General features: G+C 59.8%; 19 protein-coding genes and 4 tRNA genes. 5 read left to right on the forward strand and 18 right to left on the reverse strand.

The genetic code is table 11. The annotated features are described in order from the left end of the window. Nucleotides 1-62: 62 nt before the first annotated feature. The 5 genes from yigB to lptM form a co-directional block, all read right to left on the reverse strand. A complete protein-coding gene (yigB, locus tag ACMGGK_RS23140; RefSeq protein ID WP_016929494.1) occupies nucleotides 63-779 on the reverse strand; it encodes a 5-amino-6-(5-phospho-D-ribitylamino)uracil phosphatase YigB in 717 nt (238 codons plus the stop codon). Beyond that, complete coding sequence (gene xerC / locus ACMGGK_RS23145) at nucleotides 779-1,690, reverse strand: tyrosine recombinase XerC (protein ID WP_016929495.1); 912 nt, start codon at nucleotides 1,688-1,690, stop codon at nucleotides 779-781. Before xerC ends, yigB begins: the two co-directional genes overlap by 1 nt. Next, nucleotides 1,687-2,400, reverse strand: coding sequence for a DUF484 domain-containing protein (locus ACMGGK_RS23150; protein ID WP_004934247.1), 714 nt, complete (start codon nucleotides 2,398-2,400; stop codon nucleotides 1,687-1,689). Before ACMGGK_RS23150 ends, xerC begins: the two co-directional genes overlap by 4 nt. Continuing rightward, the gene (dapF, locus tag ACMGGK_RS23155; protein ID WP_004934244.1) at nucleotides 2,397-3,221 is read right to left on the reverse strand and encodes a diaminopimelate epimerase; all 825 of its coding nucleotides are present in this window, start codon (nucleotides 3,219-3,221) and stop codon (nucleotides 2,397-2,399) included. Before dapF ends, ACMGGK_RS23150 begins: the two co-directional genes overlap by 4 nt. A gap of 71 nt (nucleotides 3,222-3,292) precedes the next feature. Then, complete coding sequence (lptM, locus tag ACMGGK_RS23160) at nucleotides 3,293-3,499, reverse strand: LPS translocon maturation chaperone LptM (protein WP_004934241.1); 207 nt, start codon at nucleotides 3,497-3,499, stop codon at nucleotides 3,293-3,295. 78 nt (nucleotides 3,500-3,577) lie between these two features. Between lptM and cyaY the strand changes: the two genes are divergently transcribed. Further along, on the forward strand, nucleotides 3,578-3,898 hold the full coding sequence (gene cyaY, locus ACMGGK_RS23165; RefSeq protein WP_004934237.1) for an iron donor protein CyaY: 321 nt from the start codon (nucleotides 3,578-3,580) through the stop codon (nucleotides 3,896-3,898). Nucleotides 3,899-3,934: 36 nt separating this feature from the next. On the opposite strand, the gene ACMGGK_RS23170 is transcribed toward cyaY, so the two are convergent. After that, complete coding sequence (locus tag ACMGGK_RS23170; RefSeq protein WP_004934235.1) at nucleotides 3,935-6,487, reverse strand: class I adenylate cyclase; 2,553 nt, start codon at nucleotides 6,485-6,487, stop codon at nucleotides 3,935-3,937. A gap of 316 nt (nucleotides 6,488-6,803) precedes the next feature. Between ACMGGK_RS23170 and hemC the strand changes: the two genes are divergently transcribed. The 4 genes from hemC to hemY are packed head-to-tail and all read left to right on the forward strand — an operon-like array spanning nucleotide 6,804 to nucleotide 10,829. Further along, entirely contained in the window at nucleotides 6,804-7,745 is a 942-nt protein-coding gene (gene hemC, locus ACMGGK_RS23175) for a hydroxymethylbilane synthase (RefSeq protein ID WP_004934233.1), read from the forward strand. Further along, entirely contained in the window at nucleotides 7,742-8,482 is a 741-nt protein-coding gene (hemD, locus tag ACMGGK_RS23180; RefSeq protein WP_049299799.1) for a uroporphyrinogen-III synthase, read from the forward strand. Before hemC ends, hemD begins: the two co-directional genes overlap by 4 nt. Nucleotides 8,483-8,504: 22 nt before the next feature. Then, the gene (gene hemX / locus ACMGGK_RS23185) at nucleotides 8,505-9,629 is read left to right on the forward strand and encodes a uroporphyrinogen-III C-methyltransferase (protein WP_016929498.1); all 1,125 of its coding nucleotides are present in this window, start codon (nucleotides 8,505-8,507) and stop codon (nucleotides 9,627-9,629) included. Between the two features lie 3 nt (nucleotides 9,630-9,632). Further along, nucleotides 9,633-10,829, forward strand: coding sequence for a protoheme IX biogenesis protein HemY (gene hemY / locus ACMGGK_RS23190; protein WP_151254315.1), 1,197 nt, complete (start codon nucleotides 9,633-9,635; stop codon nucleotides 10,827-10,829). A gap of 719 nt (nucleotides 10,830-11,548) precedes the next feature. On the opposite strand, the gene ACMGGK_RS23195 is transcribed toward hemY, so the two are convergent. The 12 genes from ACMGGK_RS23195 to rfbA all read right to left on the reverse strand — a co-directional run bounded on the left by ACMGGK_RS23195 (nucleotide 11,549) and on the right by rfbA (nucleotide 21,108). Beyond that, a tRNA-Pro gene (locus tag ACMGGK_RS23195) sits at nucleotides 11,549-11,625 on the reverse strand. A gap of 74 nt (nucleotides 11,626-11,699) precedes the next feature. Beyond that, nucleotides 11,700-11,786, reverse strand: a tRNA-Leu gene (locus ACMGGK_RS23200). A 41-nt stretch (nucleotides 11,787-11,827) separates the two neighbouring features. Beyond that, nucleotides 11,828-11,903: transfer RNA gene (locus ACMGGK_RS23205), tRNA-His, on the reverse strand. A gap of 63 nt (nucleotides 11,904-11,966) precedes the next feature. After that, nucleotides 11,967-12,043: transfer RNA gene (locus ACMGGK_RS23210), tRNA-Arg, on the reverse strand. A gap of 135 nt (nucleotides 12,044-12,178) precedes the next feature. Continuing rightward, entirely contained in the window at nucleotides 12,179-13,582 is a 1,404-nt protein-coding gene (thrP, locus tag ACMGGK_RS23215) for a bifunctional threonine/serine APC transporter ThrP (protein ID WP_004934226.1), read from the reverse strand. A 365-nt stretch (nucleotides 13,583-13,947) separates the two neighbouring features. After that, complete coding sequence (gene wecG, locus ACMGGK_RS23220) at nucleotides 13,948-14,688, reverse strand: lipopolysaccharide N-acetylmannosaminouronosyltransferase (RefSeq protein ID WP_420277319.1); 741 nt, start codon at nucleotides 14,686-14,688, stop codon at nucleotides 13,948-13,950. A 14-nt stretch (nucleotides 14,689-14,702) separates the two neighbouring features. Continuing rightward, entirely contained in the window at nucleotides 14,703-16,070 is a 1,368-nt protein-coding gene (gene wzyE, locus ACMGGK_RS23225; RefSeq protein WP_016929500.1) for an ECA oligosaccharide polymerase, read from the reverse strand. Beyond that, a complete protein-coding gene (locus ACMGGK_RS23230; RefSeq protein WP_016929501.1) occupies nucleotides 16,067-17,152 on the reverse strand; it encodes a TDP-N-acetylfucosamine:lipid II N-acetylfucosaminyltransferase in 1,086 nt (361 codons plus the stop codon). The genes wzyE and ACMGGK_RS23230 overlap by 4 nt, the downstream gene beginning before the upstream one ends. After that, nucleotides 17,149-18,399: a lipid III flippase WzxE gene (gene wzxE, locus ACMGGK_RS23235; protein WP_016929502.1), complete on the reverse strand. Its 1,251-nt coding sequence runs from the start codon at nucleotides 18,397-18,399 to the stop codon at nucleotides 17,149-17,151. The genes ACMGGK_RS23230 and wzxE overlap by 4 nt, the downstream gene beginning before the upstream one ends. A gap of 1 nt (nucleotide 18,400) precedes the next feature. After that, nucleotides 18,401-19,531, reverse strand: a complete 1,131-nt coding sequence (gene rffA, locus ACMGGK_RS23240) for a dTDP-4-amino-4,6-dideoxygalactose transaminase (protein ID WP_033634227.1) — start codon at nucleotides 19,529-19,531, stop codon at nucleotides 18,401-18,403. Then, on the reverse strand, nucleotides 19,518-20,249 hold the full coding sequence (gene rffC, locus ACMGGK_RS23245; protein ID WP_016929504.1) for a dTDP-4-amino-4,6-dideoxy-D-galactose acyltransferase: 732 nt from the start codon (nucleotides 20,247-20,249) through the stop codon (nucleotides 19,518-19,520). Before rffC ends, rffA begins: the two co-directional genes overlap by 14 nt. After that, nucleotides 20,227-21,108, reverse strand: a complete 882-nt coding sequence (rfbA, locus tag ACMGGK_RS23250; RefSeq protein ID WP_016929505.1) for a glucose-1-phosphate thymidylyltransferase RfbA — start codon at nucleotides 21,106-21,108, stop codon at nucleotides 20,227-20,229. The genes rffC and rfbA overlap by 23 nt, the downstream gene beginning before the upstream one ends. Nucleotides 21,109-21,149 lie beyond the last annotated feature (41 nt).

The following is a 21,149-nucleotide window of genomic DNA, read 5'->3' on the forward strand; positions in this document are numbered from 1 at the left end:
TAAGGGAAAACCCGCCGGTGACGGGTTTTTCACTGGAAATTTATACAGAGTTCTGGCAGGGATTATAACAATGCTGTCAGCGATGCCAACTGCGAAATCTCAATATGCGGCAGCAGGCGGCTGTCGGCGGCCTGCATCAGGCAGCGTTGCCGATCGTTGATCCAACACGCCTGCAGCCCCGCGCGCAGCGCGCCGGCGACGTCGGTAGTCAGATCGTCGCCCACGTGCAGGATCTGCTCGGGCGCCACGCCCAGCCGCTCGACGGCCAGGTGATACATGTCCTGATACGGCTTGGCGCGCCCGTCCGGCCCGGAACGCAGCACGAACTGAAAGTAGCCGTCCAGGCCGCACTGCGCCGGATCGGCGTTGCCGTTGGTGATCGCCACCAGCGGGTAGCGCGCGGCCAGCGCCTTCAGCGTGGCGTGGGTCGCTTCCGGCACCTCGATGCGGCTGCGCCACAGCGCGAAGTTTTGCATTGCCGCATCGGCCCCGATCGCCGCTTCGGCGTCGCGCAGCCCCTGCCGGCTCAGCGCCAGATGAATGGCGCGCCAGCGCCACTGGGTGACGTCGTGGTAGATCTCCGGATCCTGCTCGCGCAGCTCCTGGCGCAGGCGGTGGAAATCCGCCGACTGGAAACTGTTCAGGCCGGGATGGTAGCTCTGCAGGAAGGCCACCGACTGCTGCTCGGTTTGCCGGATCACCGGACGGTTGTCATACAGCGTGTCGTCCAGATCGAAAGTCAGCGCCGCCAGCGGGCGCAGCGGGCGATAAAAATGCATCAGGATTTCCCCCGTTTGGCGCGCGGATGCGCGGCATCGTACACGTTCGCCAGATGTTGAAAGTCGAGGTGGGTATAAATTTGCGTGGTGGTCAGGTTGGCGTGGCCGAGCAGCTCCTGCACCGCACGCAGATCGCCGCTCGACTCCAGCATGTGGGTCGCGAAGGAGTGACGCAGTTTGTGCGGGTGAATATGGCTGTTGACGCCCTGTTTCACGCCCCATTCGGCGAAGCGCTTTTGCACGTTGCGCGTCGAGATGCGCCGCCCCTGATTGGACAGGAACATCGCGTCATCTTCCGGCCCGAACAGATCGCGCATCGCCAGCCAGTGTTCCAGCCAGGTGACGGCGGTGCGCCCGATCGGCAGTTTACGCTCTTTGCTGCCTTTCCCCATCACCCACACCTCGCCGGCCGCCATATCGACATGGCGGCAATCCAGCCCCACCAGCTCGGAGAGACGCAGGCCGGCGCCGTACATCACCTCCAGCATGGCGCGATCCCGCACCGCCAGCGGATCGTTGAGATCGATCTCCAGCAGCTGGTTCATTTCATCGACGTCGATATTTTTCGGCAGATGGCGACCGCTGCGCGGCGTGCGGATGCCTTTGGCCGGGTTGGCGTGCAGCACGCCCTGGCTGACCAGCCAGTCGAGGAAACTGCGCAACGAAGAGAGCCGCAGCGCCAGGCTGGCGGACTGCAGGCCGGCGCGTTTGCTGCGCGCCGCCAGCATGCGCACCCGGGCGGCGTCCAGCGCCGCCCAGTCGGTGACGCCGATCTCCTGCGCCAGGCGCATCAGCGCCGCCAGCTGGCGTGAATAGCTGAGCTGCGTCAGTGGGCTAAGTTGCCGTTCTACCTTGAGATAACGCAGAAAAGCGTCCACCGGCTGCTGCAGGCTGGGCGCAATCGGCGTCATGCGCGTTCGATCCAGCGTTCCAGCAGTTCCGGCAGCATGCGCGCCAGTTGATTGAGCATCACCGTGCCCATGCCCTGCTGATAGTGTTGCGTATCGCGGCTGCTGAAGATCACCATGCCCAGCTCGCCGTCGTCGCCGAGCATCGACAGCGCCACCGAACCAATCTGGCCGATCTGTTTGGCCTGCGGCAACAGCAGCAGCAGTTCGGGGCCGTTCAGGCCGCCGAGGTAGTGTTGTTCGCTGCCCAGCCGCTGGATGCGGAACGGCTCGAACGCCGAACGCGTCAGCGCCAGATGGGTGAAATCGGAAGGCGCGCCGATATTCCAGCGCTCGGCGAACAGGCGCACCGTGGCGCCGGCCAAACCGAAGCCGCGCGCCCAGCGCTGCAGCCGGTTGAGCATGTCCTGCAAGCTGTCGGCGGTGGCCAAATCGGCCTGCAGGTGCAGCAACCGGGCGAACAGCCCTTCGTTAGCGCTGGCCTGCTCCATCAGCAGCGTGATCTCTTCTTCCAGCCGTTCGATGTGATTGCGCTGGCGGGCCAGATGCCATTCCACCAACGAAACGGTGCCGCGCACCGGGTGCGGCACGCGCATCTGCTCAACCTGGCGCGCGTTGCGAATAAAGAAATCCGGGTTCTGCAGCAGGTACTGCATCACGGTGTCGTCATCCAGCGCCAGGCCGGCGACGCTCTGTTCTTCTACGCTTTTCATAGATGAATAAATCCGTCATAGACATGGGTTGCCGGACCGGTCATAAACAGCGGGTTGCCCGGCCCTTTCCAGCGAATATGCAGGCTGCCGCCCGGCAGTTCTACATGCACTTCTTCTGACAGCAATTCCTGTTGGATCCCCACCGCCACCGCCGCACAGGCGCCGCTGCCGCAGGCCTGCGTTTCACCGGCGCCGCGCTCATAAACGCGCAGCTTGATGTGATCGCGGCTGACCACCTGCATAAAGCCGATGTTGGCCCGTTCCGGGAAGCGTTCATGCCCTTCCAGCACCGGCCCGAGCAGCTCCACCTTGGCGGTTTTTACGTCGTCCACCTGCAAAACACAATGCGGGTTGCCCATCGACACCACGCCGCACAACACGGTATGTTCCGCCGCGCGCATGATGTAAGTCTTTTCAGCCTTGGCGGCGCGGAACGGCACCGCCTGCGGGTCGAAATTCGGCTCACCCATGTTGACGCACACCAGATCGTCGTCGGTGACGCTGAGCACCATGCGCCCGGTTTGGGTGCTGACGCGGATGTCGCGTTTGTTGGTCAGCCCTTTCAGCCGCACGAAACGCGCGAAGCAACGCGCGCCGTTGCCGCACTGCGCCACTTCGCTGCCGTCGGCGTTAAAAATTCGGTAGTGAAAATCCAGTTCGGGATCGTAAGGCGGTTCTACCACCAGCATCTGGTCAAAGCCGACGCCCAGGTGCCGATCGGCCAGCCGGCGGATCAGCTCAGGTGAAAAATAGACATTCTGTGTAACGGCATCGACCACCATAAAGTCGTTGCCCAGACCGTGCATTTTGGAGAACTGCATATCATACTCCGCTATCTGGACGCGCTATCCGTCTTGATTTTACGGCGGCGCTCGCCACCGCAAACAGGGTGTTACTGGTCAACCATCGACGGTTTTTGCTGAGAGCCAGACTGCTCCTGCTGGTTCTTTTGCACCTGATCGCCCGTTTGCACCGGCGGCTTGGCCGGTTTCTGGCTGGCGGGATCGGCAGGCGGGAAGTAAAGCGGGCCTTTCAGACCACAGCCGGCGAGGCCGGTAACCAGAACTGCCATCAGCGCATAGCGTAGTTGTTTTTTCATTTGCATTAATGCCTGTAATTCATGCGTCCAAGGTCTCTATAATCGCAGGTGGATCATGAAAAGCAATAGGAATTGAATATGAACGACAGCGAGTTTCACCAGTTGGCCGACCAGCTGATGCTGAATATTGAAGAGACACTGGACGATTTTGACGGCGATGCGGACATCGATTACGAAACCAATGGCGGCGTGATGACGCTGAGCTTCGAAAACGGCACCAAAATCGTCATCAACCGCCAGGAGCCGCTGCACCAGGTGTGGCTCGCCACCAAGGCCGGCGGTTACCACTTCAACTACCGCGACGGCGTTTGGCTATGCGATCGCAGCGGGCAGCCGTTTTATCAGCTGCTCAGCGAAGCGGCCAGCGCGCAGGCCGGCGAGGAACTGCATTTTTCCTGAAGCTAATCAGGGCTCGGCAACCGAGCCCTTGCGGCGTCAATGCAGCTGGAACTGCTGCTTCAGCGGCTGAGCGGCGCCGTCGGCCACCGTCACGCACAGGCTGGACAGCACGTTGCTGCGGAACGGGATCACCTGCGTGCGCCCGTCGAGCTGCACAATCTGATAGAACTGCGGCAGATTGAAGTTGATGAAGCTGGAGCCGTAAGTGAAGCGATCGTGCGACGAGGAGTAGAAGCGGCTAACGTCGCGCACCAGCTCCTCTTTACTGCCCTCGCAGTGGTGATACACCTCGACCCGATTCGACTCATCCAGAATATAGATGTTGAAGCCCTTGTCGTCTGAGGTGTCTTCGAAGAAGAACTGGATGATCCCCTCGCTGGCGAAGCCATCCACCACCGGCGGCAGATGCACCTGATCGGTTTCCACCTTGATAGACAGGCCATGCAGCTTGTTGTTGGAGATGGCGCCGTAAAACTCCACCGCATTCTCCAGCTTTTGCACCGATACGCTCAAGCGCTCGAAGAACAGCCCCCAGGTCTGCCCGGCGACGCGCACCGCCTTGAAGCGGCCGGGTTCCAAACGGGTACTGGACAGGCGCAGCTCGATGCACTCCGACACCAACTGCTGGATACGGGTGCGGATCAGGCCGCGCAGGTGCTGGCTGTAGCAGAACACTTCCACCGATTCCGGCGGCGCGGCGTCCTGATGCATTTTGCCGAGAATGGTTTTCAGCGCTTCCAGCACCGACTGCTCACCGCTGAAATGCAGGGTGCGCACCTCGTTCCAGGAATTGCGGTACAGCAGATCGATGCTGCCCACCAGACACTGCTGCTGCTGGCCGAAGCTGAACACGTCCAGCTTGCGGAAATCGAAGTGCACCACCTGATTGCGGAAGGCGGCGGTCGGATCGTTTTCCAGATTGACGATGATCGCCAGATGGCGAATCTCGCACGGGCTGTACAGCGCTTTCGGCGTCGGCGCCGGCAGGCGCAGCGGGAAGTGATGGGAAACGTCGGCCACCAGCTCCTGCAGCTTGGCGGTGTCGCACAGGTTGCCGCTCTTGATGTGCAGGCGGGTCTGCGGCGTCAGCAGGCCGTTGAAATAGGCCCAGGCCACCAGCTTGTTCAGGTAGCGGTTATATTCCAGCGGCTGATGGCTGACGATCGAATCCATGGCCGGCGCCTGATTGTACAGGTACCAGCCGGTGCGGTTGGCGCGGCCAACCGGCACGTGAATAAAGGTTAAATCGTTTTCCGACAGGTCCGGTGAAATCTGCGGGTTCACCAGCGTCACCTTGCCGGGCAGCGCTTCGAACGCCGCATACAGTTTGCGGGTCAGCACGCCGATATCCTGCGGGCTGGCGCTGACGCTGAGGTTGTTGCGGCGAGCGAAACGGATCAGGTTGCGGTAGCTCTGCATCATCGCGTCGAGCAGTTCGTTATGCGCTTCGCGCACCCGCTCGATTTTCCAGTTGGCGCGGTTGTCCAGCATCGCCAGACGCTCTTCGCTCCAGCCCCACTCGCTGACCAGCTGGCTGAGGATCTCGCGCCGCCAGCCGACGCAGGCCTTGGCCAGCGACAGCTTTTCACATACTTTCAGGTAAAAACAGCGGCGGGCCAGATCGAGGCGGGTGGTGTCGTTGATGTCGGTCAGGTAGCGGGTCACGCGCTCAAGCATCATGCAGTAGGCGTCGAGCCCGAAGCTGACGATCTCGCCCTGATGCAGCCGGTGTTTGATGTCCGTCGCCAGCAGTTGGGTATTGGGGTATTCCCAGGAATAGGCTTCCAGCAGCAGGGTCTTCAGCACCGCCTTGTAAGGCGAATCGATGCTCTTATACAGTTGCCACAGGCTGGCGCCAAAGTACTCTTCCGCCGACAGCGAACTCAGGCCGCCGAGATCCAGCCACTCGTTCGGCGTCAGCGCGCCCTGCGCGTACAGCGACAGCACGTATTCATCGTAGTGCGCTTCTTCTTCGCCCGGCACCATGTTCCACAGGATGCGTTTGCCGGCCAGGCGCACCGCGGTGCGATAGAATTCGTCGAGCAACAGGATGTGCTGCGTCGAGCCGCAATCTTCGCCGCCCAGGCTGCCGCTTTCATTATGGCGGAAACGGTTTTCATCGATCAGGAAGAAGCTGACTTCCACCCCCATCGAGGCGGCCCACTTCTCAAGCAGGCTGCATTTTTGCTGCAGGCGGGTGCGTTCTTCGTTGTCCAGCCAGGACTGGTGGCAGACCCAGATGTCGAGATCCGAGCTGCAGCTTTGGCCGATAGACGAGGTGCTGCCCATCGAGTAGACGCCGGTGATCGGCAGCTCGCCGCTGGCCGGTTTGTCAAACGGGCTGCCCCATTTGTCTTCTAAATCGTTCAGGTATTCTTGTTGAGTTTCATCAGGCGTGTAGAGGCAAATGCCGTGGGGAACGTTACCGTTCAGGTAACCCGGCATCAGCGGGTGGTGGTGGTGCAGTAAGGTGGGCAGCAGACTGTATACCCGTTGAAACGCGGGCTTCATAGCCGCCAGGGCGCGATCGACGCGTAGCTGATTGATCGCATCCAGTCTCTGCTTCAATGTCTCGATGTAGAGGTACAAGACGTCTCGCCTGATTATCCCGGTGTTTAGAAAAAAACCCGTATTCCATAAGCGCCGTTAGTGTAAGAAGAATATTTGGCGACTTATTGCTGGAAACGTGATCAATTTAACACCTTGCTGATTGACCGTAAAGGAGGTAACGCTTCACAATTATTGTAGCGCTTCCCTAAACGATTTACCCGCAGTGTTAACTGCCCCAAAGCACATCACACGTCCCTTTGATTCCGTTGTCCTTTTTCCGCCTCCGGCTTCTTGCACTGACAGTATTGGCTCTCAGTGGTAGGATGGATGGCGAAATATAAAAACGGTAACAAGCATGTTAGACAAAATTATTCGAATTGCCACCCGACAAAGCCCGCTTGCACTTTGGCAAGCACATTATGTGCAGCAACGTCTGATGGCCTGCCATCCCGGCCTGCAGGTCGAGTTGGTGCCGATGGTGACGCGCGGCGACGTTATTCTGGATACGCCGCTGGCGAAAGTCGGCGGTAAGGGCCTGTTTGTTAAAGAACTCGAGCTGGCGCTGCTGGAAGGCCGCGCCGACATCGCCGTGCACTCGATGAAAGACGTGCCGGTCGATTTCCCTGCCGGGCTCGGTTTGACCACCATTTGCGAACGCGAAGATCCGCGCGACGCTTTTGTTTCCAATCGTTTCGCCTCGCTCGATCAGCTGCCGCAGGGCAGCGTGGTCGGCACCTCCAGCCTGCGCCGCCAGTGCCAGCTGCGCGAACGCCGCCCGGATCTGATCGTGCGCGACCTGCGCGGCAACGTCGGCACTCGCCTGGCCAAGCTGGACAACGGCGACTACGACGCAATTATTCTGGCGGTGGCCGGCCTGAAGCGCCTGGGGCTGGAGCAACGCATCCGCAGCCCGCTGAGCGCCGAAGAGTGCCTGCCGGCGGTCGGCCAGGGTGCGGTCGGCATTGAATGCCGTCTCGACGACAGCGTCACCCGCGCGCTGCTGGCGCCGCTGAACCATGCGGCCACCGAAACCCGCGTGCGCGCCGAGCGGGCGATGAACACCCGCCTGGAAGGCGGCTGCCAGGTGCCGATCGGCAGCTATGCCGAACTGGATGGCGACAGCCTGTGGCTGCGCGCCCTGGTCGGCGCGCCGGACGGCAGCCAGATGGTGCGCGGCGAACGCCGCGGCCCGGCCGCCGAAGCCGAACGGATGGGCGTTGAGCTGGCGGAAGAGCTGCTGGCGCGCGGCGCGCGCGAGATCCTGCGCGAAGTTTATCAGGGAAATCCGCCGGCATGACGATCCTGGTAACCCGCCCATCGCCTTCGGGAGAGCAGTTAGTGAGCCGGCTGCGCGCACTCGGCCGGGTTGCCTATCATGCGCCGCTGATCGACTTCGCCCCCGGCGGCGATCTGCCGCAGCTGCCGCAGGCGTTGCAACAGTTGAACGCCGGCGATCTGGTGTTCGTGCTGTCGCAGCATTCGGTGAACTATGCCGATTCGGTCATTGGCCGCGCCGGGCTGAGCTGGCCCGCGCACCTGACTTATTACGCCATCGGCCGCACCACCGGGCTGGCGCTGCACCGCATCAGCAGTTTGCCGGTGGAATACCCGCGCGAACGCGAGATCAGCGAAACGCTGCTGCTGCTGCCGGCGCTGCAAAAGCTGGCGGGCAAACGCGCGTTGATTTTGCGCGGCAACGGCGGCCGCGAACTGTTGGGGTCGACGCTGAGCGAGCGCGGCGCCGACGTCAGCTATTATGAATGCTATCAACGCAGCCCGGTGCACTATGACGGCAGCGAGCAAAGCGCCCACTGGCAGCGCGCCGGTGTGGATACGCTGGTGGTGACCAGCGGTGAAATGTTACAACAGCTCTATACTTTAGTTCCTGATTACTATCGTTCTTCATGGCTGCTGCGTTGCCGCCTGGTAGTAGTGAGCGAACGCCTGGCTACCCTCGCCCGGGAATTGGGCTGGCGTACGATTCGGGTAGCTGACAACGCCGATAATGACGCGCTGATCCGCGCGCTACAATAATCTGACTATGGGATGTGCCACTATGACGGAACAAAATACCCCAGCCGCCCCGGTTGAAGAGCCAACCACCGCGGTTGAGAGCTCCCAGCAGCCAGCCGCTGCCAGCCGCAAAGGCAAGAACACCGGCCCGGTGCTCGGCGCGATCGCTATCGTGCTGGTCATCGCCCTCGGCGCGGGCGGCTATTACCACACGCACAAGCAGGCGCAACAGCTGATCGCCGCCAATCAGGCGCTGCAGCAGCAGCTTGAAGGCGTGAAGCAGAGCCAACAGCAGGAAAGAAATGCGCTGGAAGGCCTGCTGCAGCAACAGGGTAAAACCCTGGACGCCGCCGATCGCGAGCAGGCGAACCTGGCGCGCCAACTGAGCGAGCTGCAGGAAAAAGTGGCGACCATCTCCGGCAGCGACGCCAAAACCTGGCTGCTGGCGCAGGCCGATTTCCTGGTGAAAATGGCCGGCCGCAAGCTGTGGAGCGATCAGGACGTGACCAGCGCCGCCGCGCTGCTGAAAAGCGCCGACGCCAGCCTGGCGGATATGAACGATCCGAGCCTGCTCGACGTGCGCCGCGCCATTACCGAAGACATCAGCACGCTTTCCACGCTGACCCAGGTCGATTACGACGGCATCATCCTCAAGGTCAATCAGCTGTCCAATCAGGTGGATAACCTGCGCCTGGCGGACAACGACACCGACGAAGCGCCGATGGATCAAAACAGCAGCGAGCTCTCCGGCTCGATCGGCGAATGGCGGCAGAACCTGGCCAAGAGTTGGCGCAATTTCATGGCCGACTTCATCACCATCCGCCGCCGCGACACCAGCGCCGAACCGCTGCTGGCGCCGAACCAGGACATCTACCTGCGCGAAAATATCCGTTCGCGCCTGCTGGTGGCCGCACAGGCCATCCCGCGCCATCAGAACGAGACCTACAAGCAATCGCTGGAAACCGTCTCCACCTGGGTGCGCGCCTATTTCGACACCACCGATCCGGCGACCAAGGCCTTCCTGGAAGAGCTGGACAACCTGAGCCAACAGTCGATCTCGATGGACGTGCCGGATCAGCTGAAAAGCCAACCGCTGCTCGAAAAAGTGATGCAGACCCGGGTGCGCAACCTGATGACCCAGTCCCCTGCCGCTCACCAGGAGGGTTAAGCCATGTTACGCGTGCTATTTCTGTTCCTGGTGGTGATCGCCAGCGTAGTGCTCGGGCCGATGTTGGCCGGGCATCAGGGCTATGTGCTGATCCAGACCGATAACTACAATGTCGAAACCAGCGTCACCGGCCTGGTGATCATGTTGGTGCTGCTGTTCGTGGTGCTGCTGGCGATCGAATGGATCCTGCGCCGTATCTTCCGTACCGGCGCCCGTACGCGCGGTTGGTTTATCGGCCGCAAGCGCACCCGCGCGCGCCAGCAAACCAAAGCCGCGCTGATCAAACTGGCGGAAGGCGACTACAAGCAGGTTGAAAAGCTGATGACGCGCAACGCCGACCACGCCGAACAGCCGGTGGTGAACTACCTGCTGGCCGCCGAGGCCGCACAACAACGCGGCGATGACTTCCGCACCAACCAATATCTGGAGCGCGCCGCTGAAGCCGCCGACACCGATCAGCTGCCGGTGGATATCACCCGGGTTCGTATCCAACTGGCGCAGGGCGAGAACCACGCCGCGCGCCACGGCGCCGATCGCCTGCTGAACCAGGCGCCGCGCCATCCGGAAGTGCTGCGCCTGGCGGAACAAGCCTATCTGCGCACCGGCGCCTACGCGTCGCTGCTGGAAGTGCTACCGTCGATGCGTAAAATCGAACTCCACAGTGAAGAGCAGTTGCAGGCATTGCAGCAACAGGCTTATATCGGGCTGATGAATCAGGCGATGGCGGACGAAGGCAGCGAAGGACTGAAGCGCTGGTGGAAAGATCAGAGCCGCAAGACGCGTCACGAGGTGCCGCTGCAAATCGCGATGGTGGAACACCTGATCGAATGCAACGACCACGAACTGGCGCAGGAGATTGTGCTCGACAGCCTGAAGCGCCAATACGACGAGCGTCTGGTGCTATTGCTGCCGCGGCTGAAGTCCGGCAACCCCGAGCAGCTTGAGAAAGCGCTGCGTCAGCAGATGAAACAACACGGCGCGACGCCGCTGTTAAACAGCACGCTGGGGCAACTGCTGATGAAGCACGGCGAGTGGCAGCAAGCGGCCGACGCCTTCCGCGAAGCGCTGAAACAGCGCCCGGATGCTTACGACTACGCCTGGTTGGCCGATACGCTGGAAAAACTGCATCGTTCGGATGAAGCGGCGCAGATGCGACGTGAGGGACTGATGTTGACGCTGAAACAGAACGGCGGCGAATAACGCCCTGCCCAAGTGAGAAAAGCGCGGCTCCGATGCCGCGCTTTTTTTGCCCGGGGTTTTCTGTGGCGCAAAAAAAAACACTTGCCGTATGGCAAGTGTATAAAGAAGCAATCAGGTCTAGGACAACAGGGGCGGTGCCTCACTCAACGTTTTGCCCTGAGCGTGATGACGGGTTAGTCATCGTTCTCGTGGGCGATAGGCACCCTAAATCGGCTCTGCGTCATTCCCAGGGTTTATGAAGCCTAAGGCGAACATAAGAGGTGGAATGAGCATCTACGCTATAGATATTGCATTTGACGTGCCAACTTTTAGATTGAGCCCGTCTCCAATAGGAAATTTAATTCAATGCATTGAAATATAAATAATTTATACTTCCTCCCCACCCTCCCTGCCTGATACCTCTCCCTGGCATTCCATGCCAGAGGCCGTTATAAGAATGTCGCTTCAAAACGACGGCTTAAGCCAAATCCGGTTTTATCTTTTAAAATCAATAAATTATTTGTCTCAACCTGACGACAGCGCTGGATGGTCATGTCGCTGAAAACCAACACGCTCACAGGCAGGCACAAGATGCCAGCCCTCATGGATGCAAAAAGCCCGCACATTGCTGCGCGGGCCTGCCTTCTCGTCTCGCTTCGCGAGGCTCCTCCTGCGGAGGTACTCATCCTCATAAACGACAGACGAAAAAAAACCTGCTTTAAAAGCAGGTTTTTCGAATGTGGTCGGCGAGAGAGGATTCGAACCTCCGACCCACTGGTCCCAAACCAGTTGCGCTACCAAGCTGCGCTACTCGCCGATTTGTGTTGCTCATACTACCCGATTTATCAGACCGCTGTCCATATAAATCTTATATTTATCAGACATTTTGCGTGGTGCGAAGAGAGGGACTTGAACCCTCACGTCCGTAAGAACACTAACACCTGAAGCTAGCGCGTCTACCAATTCCGCCACCTTCGCACTGTCACAAAATACTGCTAAATCTTCACTTCATCAGGAAGTGGGGTGGCTAATGGGACTCGAACCCACGACAACTGGAATCACAATCCAGGGCTCTACCAACTGAGCTATAGCCACCATTACTACTTCTTCTTACTCACGCGGTAATATTACCACCGCAGCTCCTGCGCACAAACTTAATGGCGCGCCCGACAGGATTCGAACCTGAGACCTCTGCCTCCGGAGGGCAGCGCTCTATCCAGCTGAGCTACGGGCGCGTAGCGCCGTTGCGGGAGGGGATACTACGGATTTACGCCAATCCTGTCTAGTGCTTTTTCGCAGAAATGTTGCGTTTGATTACGCTTTGCTCACTCCTGCGCAGGAAAGCGCACTCCGTAGCCCCTTTTCACCGTTTATTGCCGTGTTTCTACCCGATTTTCAGCCGGATGATGTTTCTTATGCATGCCGAAAGCGAAGTAGCACAGGCTGACGCCCGCTAAGAAAATCGCCCCGACCAGCAGGGAAATTCGCGTATCCGGGTTGATTCCCATGCCGACCAGCACGCAAACCAGAAAAGCGATGGTCAGATAGTTCACATACGGGAACATGATCGACTTAAAACTGTGGTTTTTGATCGCTTCCTTGTGCGCGCGGCGGAAATAGAGCTGGCTGATCAGCACCACGAACCACGGCACCATGCCCGGCAACACGCTGGCGCTGTAGACATAGACGAACACCTGCTCCGGATTAGGGATAATGTAGTTCAGCGCGGAGCCCACCAACAGGCAGCCAATGGTGACGGCGATGCAGTTGACCGGCACGCCGCTGGCGGAAAGCTTGGTCAGCGCCGCCGGCAGTTGGCGATTCTTGGCCAGGGCGTACAGCATGCGGCCGCCGCTGTACATGCCGCTGTTGCAGCCGGAAAGCGCGGCGGTCAGCACCACAAAGTTGATGATGCCGGCGGCGGCGACGATGCCGATCTTGGCGAAGGTCAGCACGAACGGGCTGCCGGTGGTGCCGATGCCGTTCCACGGGAAGATGGTCACGATGACGAAGATCGCGCCGACATAGAAGATCAGGATGCGCCACAGGATATTGTTGATCGCGCGTTTCAACGTCACTTGCGGGTTTTTGGCTTCCCCGGCGGTGATGCCCACCAGCTCAACCCCCTGATAGGACGCCACCACGATGCACAGCGCAAACAGGAAGCCCTTCCAGCCGCCGGCAAAGAAGCCGCCGTGCGCCGTCAGATTGGCGAAACCGATAGGTTCACCGCCGTTGCCGAAACCGAAGAAGATCACCCCCAGCCCCACCAGAATCATCACGATGATGGTGGTGACCTTGATCATGGCGAACCAGAACTCCAGCTCACCGTACAGACGCACCGCCGCCAGGTTGGCCAGCGCCACCATCGCCACGGCGATCAGCGCGGGAACCCACTGCGGTATTTCCGGGAACCAGAACTGCACATACACCCCGATGGCGGTGATCTCCGAAATGCCGACGGCGATCCACATAAACCAGTAGCCCCAGGCGGTCAGGTAGCCGAAATAGGGATTCATGTACTTGTGCGCGTAAACGGCGAACGACCCGGCGACCGGCTCAAGGAACAGCATCTCCCCCATCGAACGCATAATGAAGAATACGAACAGCCCGGCGATGATGTAAGCCAGCAGTACCGACGGCCCCGCCCATTTCAGCGTACTGGCCGATCCCATAAACAGGCCGACACCGATGGTGCCCCCGAGAGCGATAAGCTCGATGTGCCGGGCCTCAAGGCCTCGGTGTAGCCCTTGCGGTTTCTCTTTGTGTGCCATAAATCCTCAATAGTTTTTCTCGGGTTGTGTTTGCCTGCCGGCCGCTGCCGGTCGTTATTGTCATTATTAAAAGAATAAATCATCCCCTGCCGTTCGAGTTGGCATCAACGGGTAGTCGGAGCGAAGTTACCGTGAGAAGAACATCGTTCAGCGCTGTCGCATCAGGCTTCAGCGGCCAGGGATAATTTCCGGGCGGTATCGTTTCGCATTTCGCCGCTATAAGCAAACCGCAATTTAAAACTTTATGGAATAAATGCGGCGGCGTTTAGGGCCGAGGGTTATAGATATGCGGGAGAAACGCGCAAAAGCAGATTATTGGTACAGCAGTCCGGAGCGGAACAGCACTTTCCACCCCGGATGAGGGGTTACATCTTGCCGCTGTAGTAGTAGCCGACAAACTTCAACAGCTTCAACTGTCGGCCGATGCGGCTGGGTTGGCTGAGCAGGCGGTAGAGCCATTCCAGACCGAGGTTCTGCCACACCTTGGGCGCACGCTTCACATGCCCGGTAAAGACGTCGTAGGTGCCGCCCACGCCCATATACAGCGCCTGCGGATACACCTTGCAGCAGTCGCGCATCAGGAGCTCCTGCTTCGGCGATCCCATCGCCACCGTCACGATAGCGGCGCCGCTGGCGCGAATACGCTCGAACAGCGCCTCTCGTTGATCCGGTTTGAAATAGCCGTCCTGGCTGCCCACCAGGTTGACATTCCACTGGCTGCGCAGCTTTTGCTCGGTTTCCGCCAAGACTTCCGGCTTGCCGCCGACCAGGAAGACCGGCGTGCCTTCGCGGCCTGCGCGCTGCATCAAGGCTTCCCACAGATCGGCGCCCGCGACGCGCGACACATCCGCCGCCGGGTATTTGCGGCGGATTGAGCGCACCATGCTGATGCCGTCGGCGTACTTGTACTCCGCTTCATCCAGCAACGCATGCAGCGCCTGGTCCTCTTCCGCCTTCAGGATCTTTTCCGCGTTCATCGCCACCAGCGTGCCCTGTTTGACCCGGCCGCCGTCGAACAGAAAGTCCATGCAATGCGCCATATCGCGAAAGCCCCACAGGCTGAAGCCGCGTAGCTCATACTGCGGCACCGAAATCTTTGTTTCCATCGTTCTCATTACCCTTACAAAAGACCGTTGGCCCGAGGCGGAGACGCCAGCGCGCGGGCACGCGTCACTCTGGCCTTGATCAGCCCGGCGGTATCGAACAGCCAATACAGCAACTTCGCCAGCACCAGACAGGCGCCGAAAATAATGCAGAAGAACACCACGCGCGACACGAATGAGTCCACCCCTTCGCGCGCCAACACGATCATGTTGAACACCGCGCCGAAGCAGAATCCTTGCAGGATAGCCGCCTTATAGCGGTTCGGCTCGGTTTTGCCCAGCTCATACAGCCAGTCGAACCACTTGATGATCATGCCCACCAGAATCGCGCCGATCGGGATAAACAGCGCGCCGCCCATCACCACCAGCGAACCGATCAGCGTCGGCGAAATCGCCAGCCCGGAGTGGTTGTTCAGCACTTCCCAGGTGAAATAGTTGGCGGAGTTCAGCACCACGTCCGGCCGGCCCGGCCATAGCCAGGTTGGGATAAAGACGTAGAAATCACGCAAGATCGGCGCCAGGCCCTGGAAATCGATCTTGTCGTAATTTTGCAGCAACAGCGCCAGGTTTTCCCACGGAGAGAAGGTATCGCGGGTCAGATAGAGGAAGGTATAAAACGCTTCCGCGCCGCTGACGTCCAGGCTATAGCGCTTCAACGCCAGCCAGAACATGCCGACCACGCCGAATATGCCCGCCGCCGCCAGCATCCACAGCGTGATCCAGCCGCGCACGATACCGATAAACAGGAACAACGCGAAAGCGATGATAATGTTGGCACGGGTGCCGCCGACGATCACGTAGGTCAGAATGCCGAACGCCACCGTCGCCACCAGGAACAAGAACCAGGCGCGCAGATCCTGCCGCAGGAAATAGACCACCAGCATCGCCGGAATGAAGAAGTAGAAGAACCGCTTGAGCGCCACGCCGGACACGTCGCTGGAGAAGATCTGGCTGTAGGAATTGAGCTTGAACAGCAGGAAGCCGTTCTGCATGAAGAAGATGCCCACGGTACCGATCGCCACCAGCGCCAGCAGCACCCAGGTCATATGAGTCTCTACCCGGTTCATGGTAAACAGCGCCGCGCGCGGCTGAGTGCGGCGCTTGCGCAGCCGGGTCTTGTAAGTGACGTAATAGATGGCGTAAAACGCCGTCGCCGACAGCAGGGCGTACAGCAGAAACTCCACCGGCACCACCTCGACGTCAAACTGAAACACCAGCAGGCAGGTTAACGGGAAGCCGAAATAGAACGTCAGCAAATACAGCAGCGAGAAGAAGACGTTGAAGTTAAAGCGCACGCGCCGAAACTCCTGGTAGGTCAGCGTCAGGATAAACGTCAGGCTGACCAGATAGACGACAAACAGGCCGCCGAATTGCGCCAACGTCATGAATGCTCTCCCGCTGCCAACGCCAGGGCTTGCTGCCAGCCGTCAACATAGTTCGGATTGAAGAAGGCGATCGCCTGTTTATCCACCGCCGCCAGCTGACGCTGCGCTTCGCGCACCACCGCCTCGTCGAGCGAGTCGCCGTAGAACAGCACCGGCAGGTGCTGTTCCGCCAAATCCTGCCAGAACGGGTTCTGCCGGCTGAGCACGAAAGGCACGCCGAACTGAATCAGCAGGCACAGGGTGCCAATCCCCTGCTGGCGATTGAAAATGAAATAGCCGAGATCGCAGGCGCGCAGAATATTGAGGTAGTCCTCAAACGCCACCTGCTGCGTGAGCAGCTGCAGGTTTTTCTCGCCGAACAGCGGCAATCCGGCGGCGCGCACCTGCTCGATGTAAGCATCGTTGTTGGCCGGATAACCCATCGGCAGGATCACGCGCACGTCGGCGCCGAACTGCTGATGAATCGCCTGCAGCGCTTCGATATGCCGATTGCTGCGATCGCCGGAGTTGCCCACCAGAATCGTCATCGGCCCGGCCAGGTTTTTCTCGACGTGAACGTCGGTCAGCGCCGGATCCATGCGGGTCGGGAAGTACAGCAGCGAGGCCGGCACCCGCGCATGGCGCTGCTGGTAGTGAATCACGTCGCCGCGGGTAGCAAACACATTCCCTACCCGCCCCTGCGCAATGCGGCGCAGCAGATAGAACAGCCGGAATTTCCAGCTGGCGGCGTCTTCATACAGATCGGCGCCCCAAATATGCCAACTGACCTGACGCGCTTTGATCTTGCCGCTCAGCAGCGCCAGCCACAGCCCCGGGTTGAACTGGCCGTGCAGGAAGAAACGCGTATCGCGATCGGCTTGGGCGCGCGCGATGACCGCCGCCGCCAGGCTTTTCTTATCCGCGTAGGGCTCAATGTTCAGGGCGGGGAAATCTCCCAGTGCCGCCACATCCTTGGCCGCCACCATAAAATGCCGCGTCTGCTCAGCCGGCAGACGCGGCGCCAGCACGTCATTGAAGAAGCGCAGCACCGTCTGGTTATGATGCGGGATATCGGATCCCAGAACGTGAATCAGTGTGGTCATACTCGTCTACGATAAATAAGAAACACGCAGCTACAGAGCGCGAAATACACGATGTAGGTTGCCATATAGGCCTGAGCCGCCCCCAGCGCGCCATGCAGCGGGATCAGCCAGTGCGAGAACAGCGTCAGCAGCAGAAACTGGCTGACTTCCGTCAGGATATAAAAGCGCAGCGACGCTTTGGCGATCACCAAATAGCCGAACACATAGGCCCCGACTTTCAGCACGTCGCCCACCAGCTGCCAGGCAAACAGATCGCGCATGGCGACGAATTTGTCCGAGAACAACAGCCAGATGGCGAAATCACGCAGCAGCCACACCGTAAAGCTCGCCGCCGCTACCGCCGGCAGCACGAATTTCAACGAGCGCACGATCTCCCGCGAGATGGCGCCCTTGTCCGTCAGCCGCGACAGCGTCGGCAGCAGATAGACGGTAAACGAGGCGGTGATGAACTGCAGATAGGCATCGGAAATGCTGCTGACGCCCTGCCAAATCCCCACCTCATCCCAACCGTAATGCGCGGCCAGCAGGTTACGCATCATCACGTAAGCCACCGGCAGCGTCACCGAGGTGATCAACGCCATGAGGGTGAACTTGCCGAGGTTGCCGGCCACGAGTTTGTCCCAACGCGGCGCCAGATAGCGCAGCGGCAACGTTTTGCGCCGCCACAGCATCAGCCCGGCAGGCAACACCACCAACGCCGGCACCAGCGCCAGCCCCGCCAGCGCGCCTTCATAGCCCCCCAGCTTGAAGCACAGGTAATAAGCCACCACGCCAATCAGGCTGCCGCCGATCACCGCCAGCGCATTGCCCATCGCGTCGCGATAGCCTTTCAGCACCGCCATGAACAGGTTGGCGTAGGCGATGCCCATCTGAATGAAAGCGACGGCGCGCACCACGCCGACGTAATCGGCATGCCCGAACAGCCCAATGCTGATCGGTTCGGCGGCGAACAAAAACACCAGCGCCAGCAAGGTCGAAAAAACCAGCACGATGCTCGACGCGGTGCCCACCGCCAGACGCAGACGCTGCGGATCCTGGTGGTACTCCGCCACGTATTTGGTGATGCCGTTAAAAATACCCGCGCCGGACAGCACGCCCAGCACGGTAATCAACTGGCGGAAGTTACCCGCCTGCCCCACCCCGCTGGGGCCAAACGCCACCGCCAGCAGTTTCACCACCAACAGCCCCACGCCGATTTTGATCAGCGTGGAGCCGGCAGTCCATATCGATGCTTTTGCCAACGACATATCAGGCAAAGAAGCTCAGGATGGTATTGATTACCGTACGCTGATTGACATCAGACATATTGTAGAACAGCGGCAAGCGCACCAGACGCGCGCTTTCCTGCGTGGTGTAACGATCTTCGCCGGCAAAGCGGCCGAACTGTTCGCCGGCCGGGCACGCGTGCAGCGGGATATAGTGGAACACCGCCATGATTTCGGCTTCCTTCAGGTAGTCGATAAAGGCCGTGCGCTCTTCGATATCACGCAGCTTGATATAGAACATGTGCGCATTGTGCTCACAGTCCGCCGGCACGATCGGCAACTCGATGCGCCCTGACTGCGCCAACGGCAGGAAGCTGTCGTAGTACTTCTGCCACAGAGCCAAACGGCGCTGGTTGATGCGTTCCGCCACTTCCAGCTGGCCCCACAGGTAGGCGGCCTGCAGGTCAGACATCAGATAGCTGGAACCGATATCGCGCCAGGTATATTTGTCCACCTGGCCACGGAAGAACTGACTGCGGTTGGTGCCCTTCTCGCGGATGACTTCCGCCCGATCGATCAGAGCCGGATCGTTCACCAGCGTCGCGCCGCCTTCGCCGCCGGCGGTGTAGTTTTTGGTTTCATGGAAGCTGAAGCAGCCGATATGGCCGATGGTGCCCAATGCCTTGCCTTTGTAGGTCGACATCACGCCCTGCGCGGCGTCTTCCACTACGAACAGGTTATATTTCTTCGCCAGCGCCATGATGGTATCCATCTCGCAGGCGACGCCGGCGTAGTGCACCGGTACGATCGCGCGGGTTTTATCGGTGATCGCCGCTTCGATTTTGGTTTCGTCGATATTCATGGTGTCCGGACGCAGGTCGACGAACACCACTTTGGCGCCGCGCAGCACAAAGGCGTTGGCGGTTGAAACGAAGGTAAAGCTCGGCATGATCACTTCGTCACCCGGCTGGATATCCAGCAGGATGGCGGCCATTTCCAACGACGCGGTGCAGGAAGGCGTCAACAACACTTTCGCGCTGCCGAAACGCTGTTCCATCCACTGCTGGCAGCGACGGGTGAAACCGCCGTCGCCGCACAACTTGCCGCTGCCCATGGCAGCCTGCATATATTCCAGTTCAGTGCCAACAACCGGTGGAGCGTTAAATGGAATCATGTCTACCTCTGTATAACCAATACGCGGTGCTTTCAATCACGGCACCCTGTCGTTGATAGAGTCGTAATGCGGCGATATTGCCTACCTGGGTCGCGACCCGCAGGCGCTGCATCCCTTGCCGTCGACATTCGGCGATCGCCGCCGTCATCAGCCTGGCGCCCACGCCCCGGCCGAATGCACCGGGGAAAGCCGCCAACAGGCCGATGCGCGTTTCCTGGCCGCCAATGTCACGCAGGCTGACAAAGCCTTCGGGTTGCCCCTGGTTGTTCAGTACCAGCAAACATTGATGATCAAAGGTGCCCAGCACCGCTTTTTCGATCCAGGCCGCATAGAATCGCCCACTATCGGCGCGATCGTACCACGGTGCACGAAACCGGCTGGCGGCGAACACCTCACCGGCGGCAGCCCGCAATGACGGGATATCCTCGGGAACGGCCAGACGCACCGCAGCCGCCGAAGCGACATCGGCCGTCGTGCTTTCAGACGCAACGTTCACTGCCAGGTCCACTTCCCCTTCGACCAGCCGGAATCCCAGCGCCGACAGCGCATCGGCCCACTCCAGGCGGCAAGCGGGGATTTTGGCCTGCACCAACGTATAAGCATCCAAATCAGCCTCGGCCACGGGCGCTGCCGAGCTATCGAAATGTAACTTGGCGCTTTTCAAGTGGAAGAAGTCGCTCTCCCAATTCAGCGGTTCAATACTGGCGTGGACGCGCATGCAATAAATCCAGTAAGTATTTGCCGTAACCGGTTTTGGCCAGCGTCTGAGCCGCGCGTTTCACGCCCTCATCATCCAGCCAGCCATTGCGCCAGGCGATCTCCTCGAGACAGGCGATTTTAAAGCCTTGGCGTTTCTCGACCGTCTGCACGAAGCTGCTGGCTTCCAGCAGGCTGTCGTGAGTGCCGGTGTCCAGCCAGGCAAAACCGCGCCCCAACAGCTCGACGGCCAGCTCTCCGCGTTCCAGATACATCTGGTTAATGCTGGTGATTTCCAGCTCGCCGCGCTCAGAAGGCTTCACCTGTTTGGCAAACTCCACCACCTGGCTATCGTAGAAGTACAGGCCGGTCACCGCCCAGTTAGACTTCGGTTTAACCGGTTTTTCTTCGATCGACAGCGCACGGAAGTGGTCGTCAAACTCCACCACGCCAAAGCGCTCGGGATCCATCACCTGATAGCCAAACACGGTCGCACCGGTGGTGCGCGCTGCAACGCTTTTCAGTTTGGGACTGAACCCCTGACCAAAGTAAATATTGTCACCCAATACCAGGCAGCTCGGCTCACCGGCCAAAAATTCTTCGCCGATCAAAAAGGCCTGAGCCAGGCCATCGGGACTTGGCTGTTCGGCATAGCTGAGATTAATGCCGAATGCTTCGCCGCTGCCCAAAAGCCTCTTGAATGAAGGCAGATCTTCCGGCGTGGAGATAATCAGAATGTCTTTGATTCCCGCCAGCATCAGCACCGACAACGGGTAATAGATCATCGGTTTGTCGTAGATCGGCAGCAGTTGCTTGGACACACCACGAGTAATCGGATGCAGACGCGTACCGGAACCGCCAGCCAGAATAATACCTTTCATACGTACTCCAAAACCCGCCGCGCCGCCGCAAAGCGGCGCGG

Origin of the sequence: Serratia sp. BNK-33-b (assembly GCF_048684565.1) — a bacterium.
In the GTDB taxonomy this organism is placed as follows: Bacteria; Pseudomonadota; Gammaproteobacteria; order Enterobacterales; family Enterobacteriaceae; genus Serratia; species Serratia marcescens.

Coding starts and splice junctions, on each gene's coding strand:
- hemY (WP_151254315.1), top strand. CDS start 9,633: ATGTTACGCGTGCTATTTCTGTTCCTGGTGGTGATCGCCAGCGTAGTG.
- lptM (WP_004934241.1), bottom strand. CDS start 3,499: ATGAAAAAACAACTACGCTATGCGCTGATGGCAGTTCTGGTTACCGGC.
- hemC (WP_004934233.1), top strand. CDS start 6,804: ATGTTAGACAAAATTATTCGAATTGCCACCCGACAAAGCCCGCTTGCA.
- dapF (WP_004934244.1), bottom strand. CDS start 3,221: ATGCAGTTCTCCAAAATGCACGGTCTGGGCAACGACTTTATGGTGGTC.
- rfbA (WP_016929505.1), bottom strand. CDS start 21,108: ATGAAAGGTATTATTCTGGCTGGCGGTTCCGGTACGCGTCTGCATCCG.
- ACMGGK_RS23150 (WP_004934247.1), bottom strand. CDS start 2,400: ATGAAAAGCGTAGAAGAACAGAGCGTCGCCGGCCTGGCGCTGGATGAC.
- rffC (WP_016929504.1), bottom strand. CDS start 20,249: ATGCGCGTCCACGCCAGTATTGAACCGCTGAATTGGGAGAGCGACTTC.
- rffA (WP_033634227.1), bottom strand. CDS start 19,531: ATGATTCCATTTAACGCTCCACCGGTTGTTGGCACTGAACTGGAATAT.
- xerC (WP_016929495.1), bottom strand. CDS start 1,690: ATGACGCCGATTGCGCCCAGCCTGCAGCAGCCGGTGGACGCTTTTCTG.
- hemX (WP_016929498.1), top strand. CDS start 8,505: ATGACGGAACAAAATACCCCAGCCGCCCCGGTTGAAGAGCCAACCACC.
- hemD (WP_049299799.1), top strand. CDS start 7,742: ATGACGATCCTGGTAACCCGCCCATCGCCTTCGGGAGAGCAGTTAGTG.
- yigB (WP_016929494.1), bottom strand. CDS start 779: ATGCATTTTTATCGCCCGCTGCGCCCGCTGGCGGCGCTGACTTTCGAT.
- cyaY (WP_004934237.1), top strand. CDS start 3,578: ATGAACGACAGCGAGTTTCACCAGTTGGCCGACCAGCTGATGCTGAAT.
- ACMGGK_RS23230 (WP_016929501.1), bottom strand. CDS start 17,152: ATGACCACACTGATTCACGTTCTGGGATCCGATATCCCGCATCATAAC.
- thrP (WP_004934226.1), bottom strand. CDS start 13,582: ATGGCACACAAAGAGAAACCGCAAGGGCTACACCGAGGCCTTGAGGCC.
- wecG (WP_420277319.1), bottom strand. CDS start 14,688: ATGGAAACAAAGATTTCGGTGCCGCAGTATGAGCTACGCGGCTTCAGC.
- wzxE (WP_016929502.1), bottom strand. CDS start 18,399: ATGTCGTTGGCAAAAGCATCGATATGGACTGCCGGCTCCACGCTGATC.
- wzyE (WP_016929500.1), bottom strand. CDS start 16,070: ATGACGTTGGCGCAATTCGGCGGCCTGTTTGTCGTCTATCTGGTCAGC.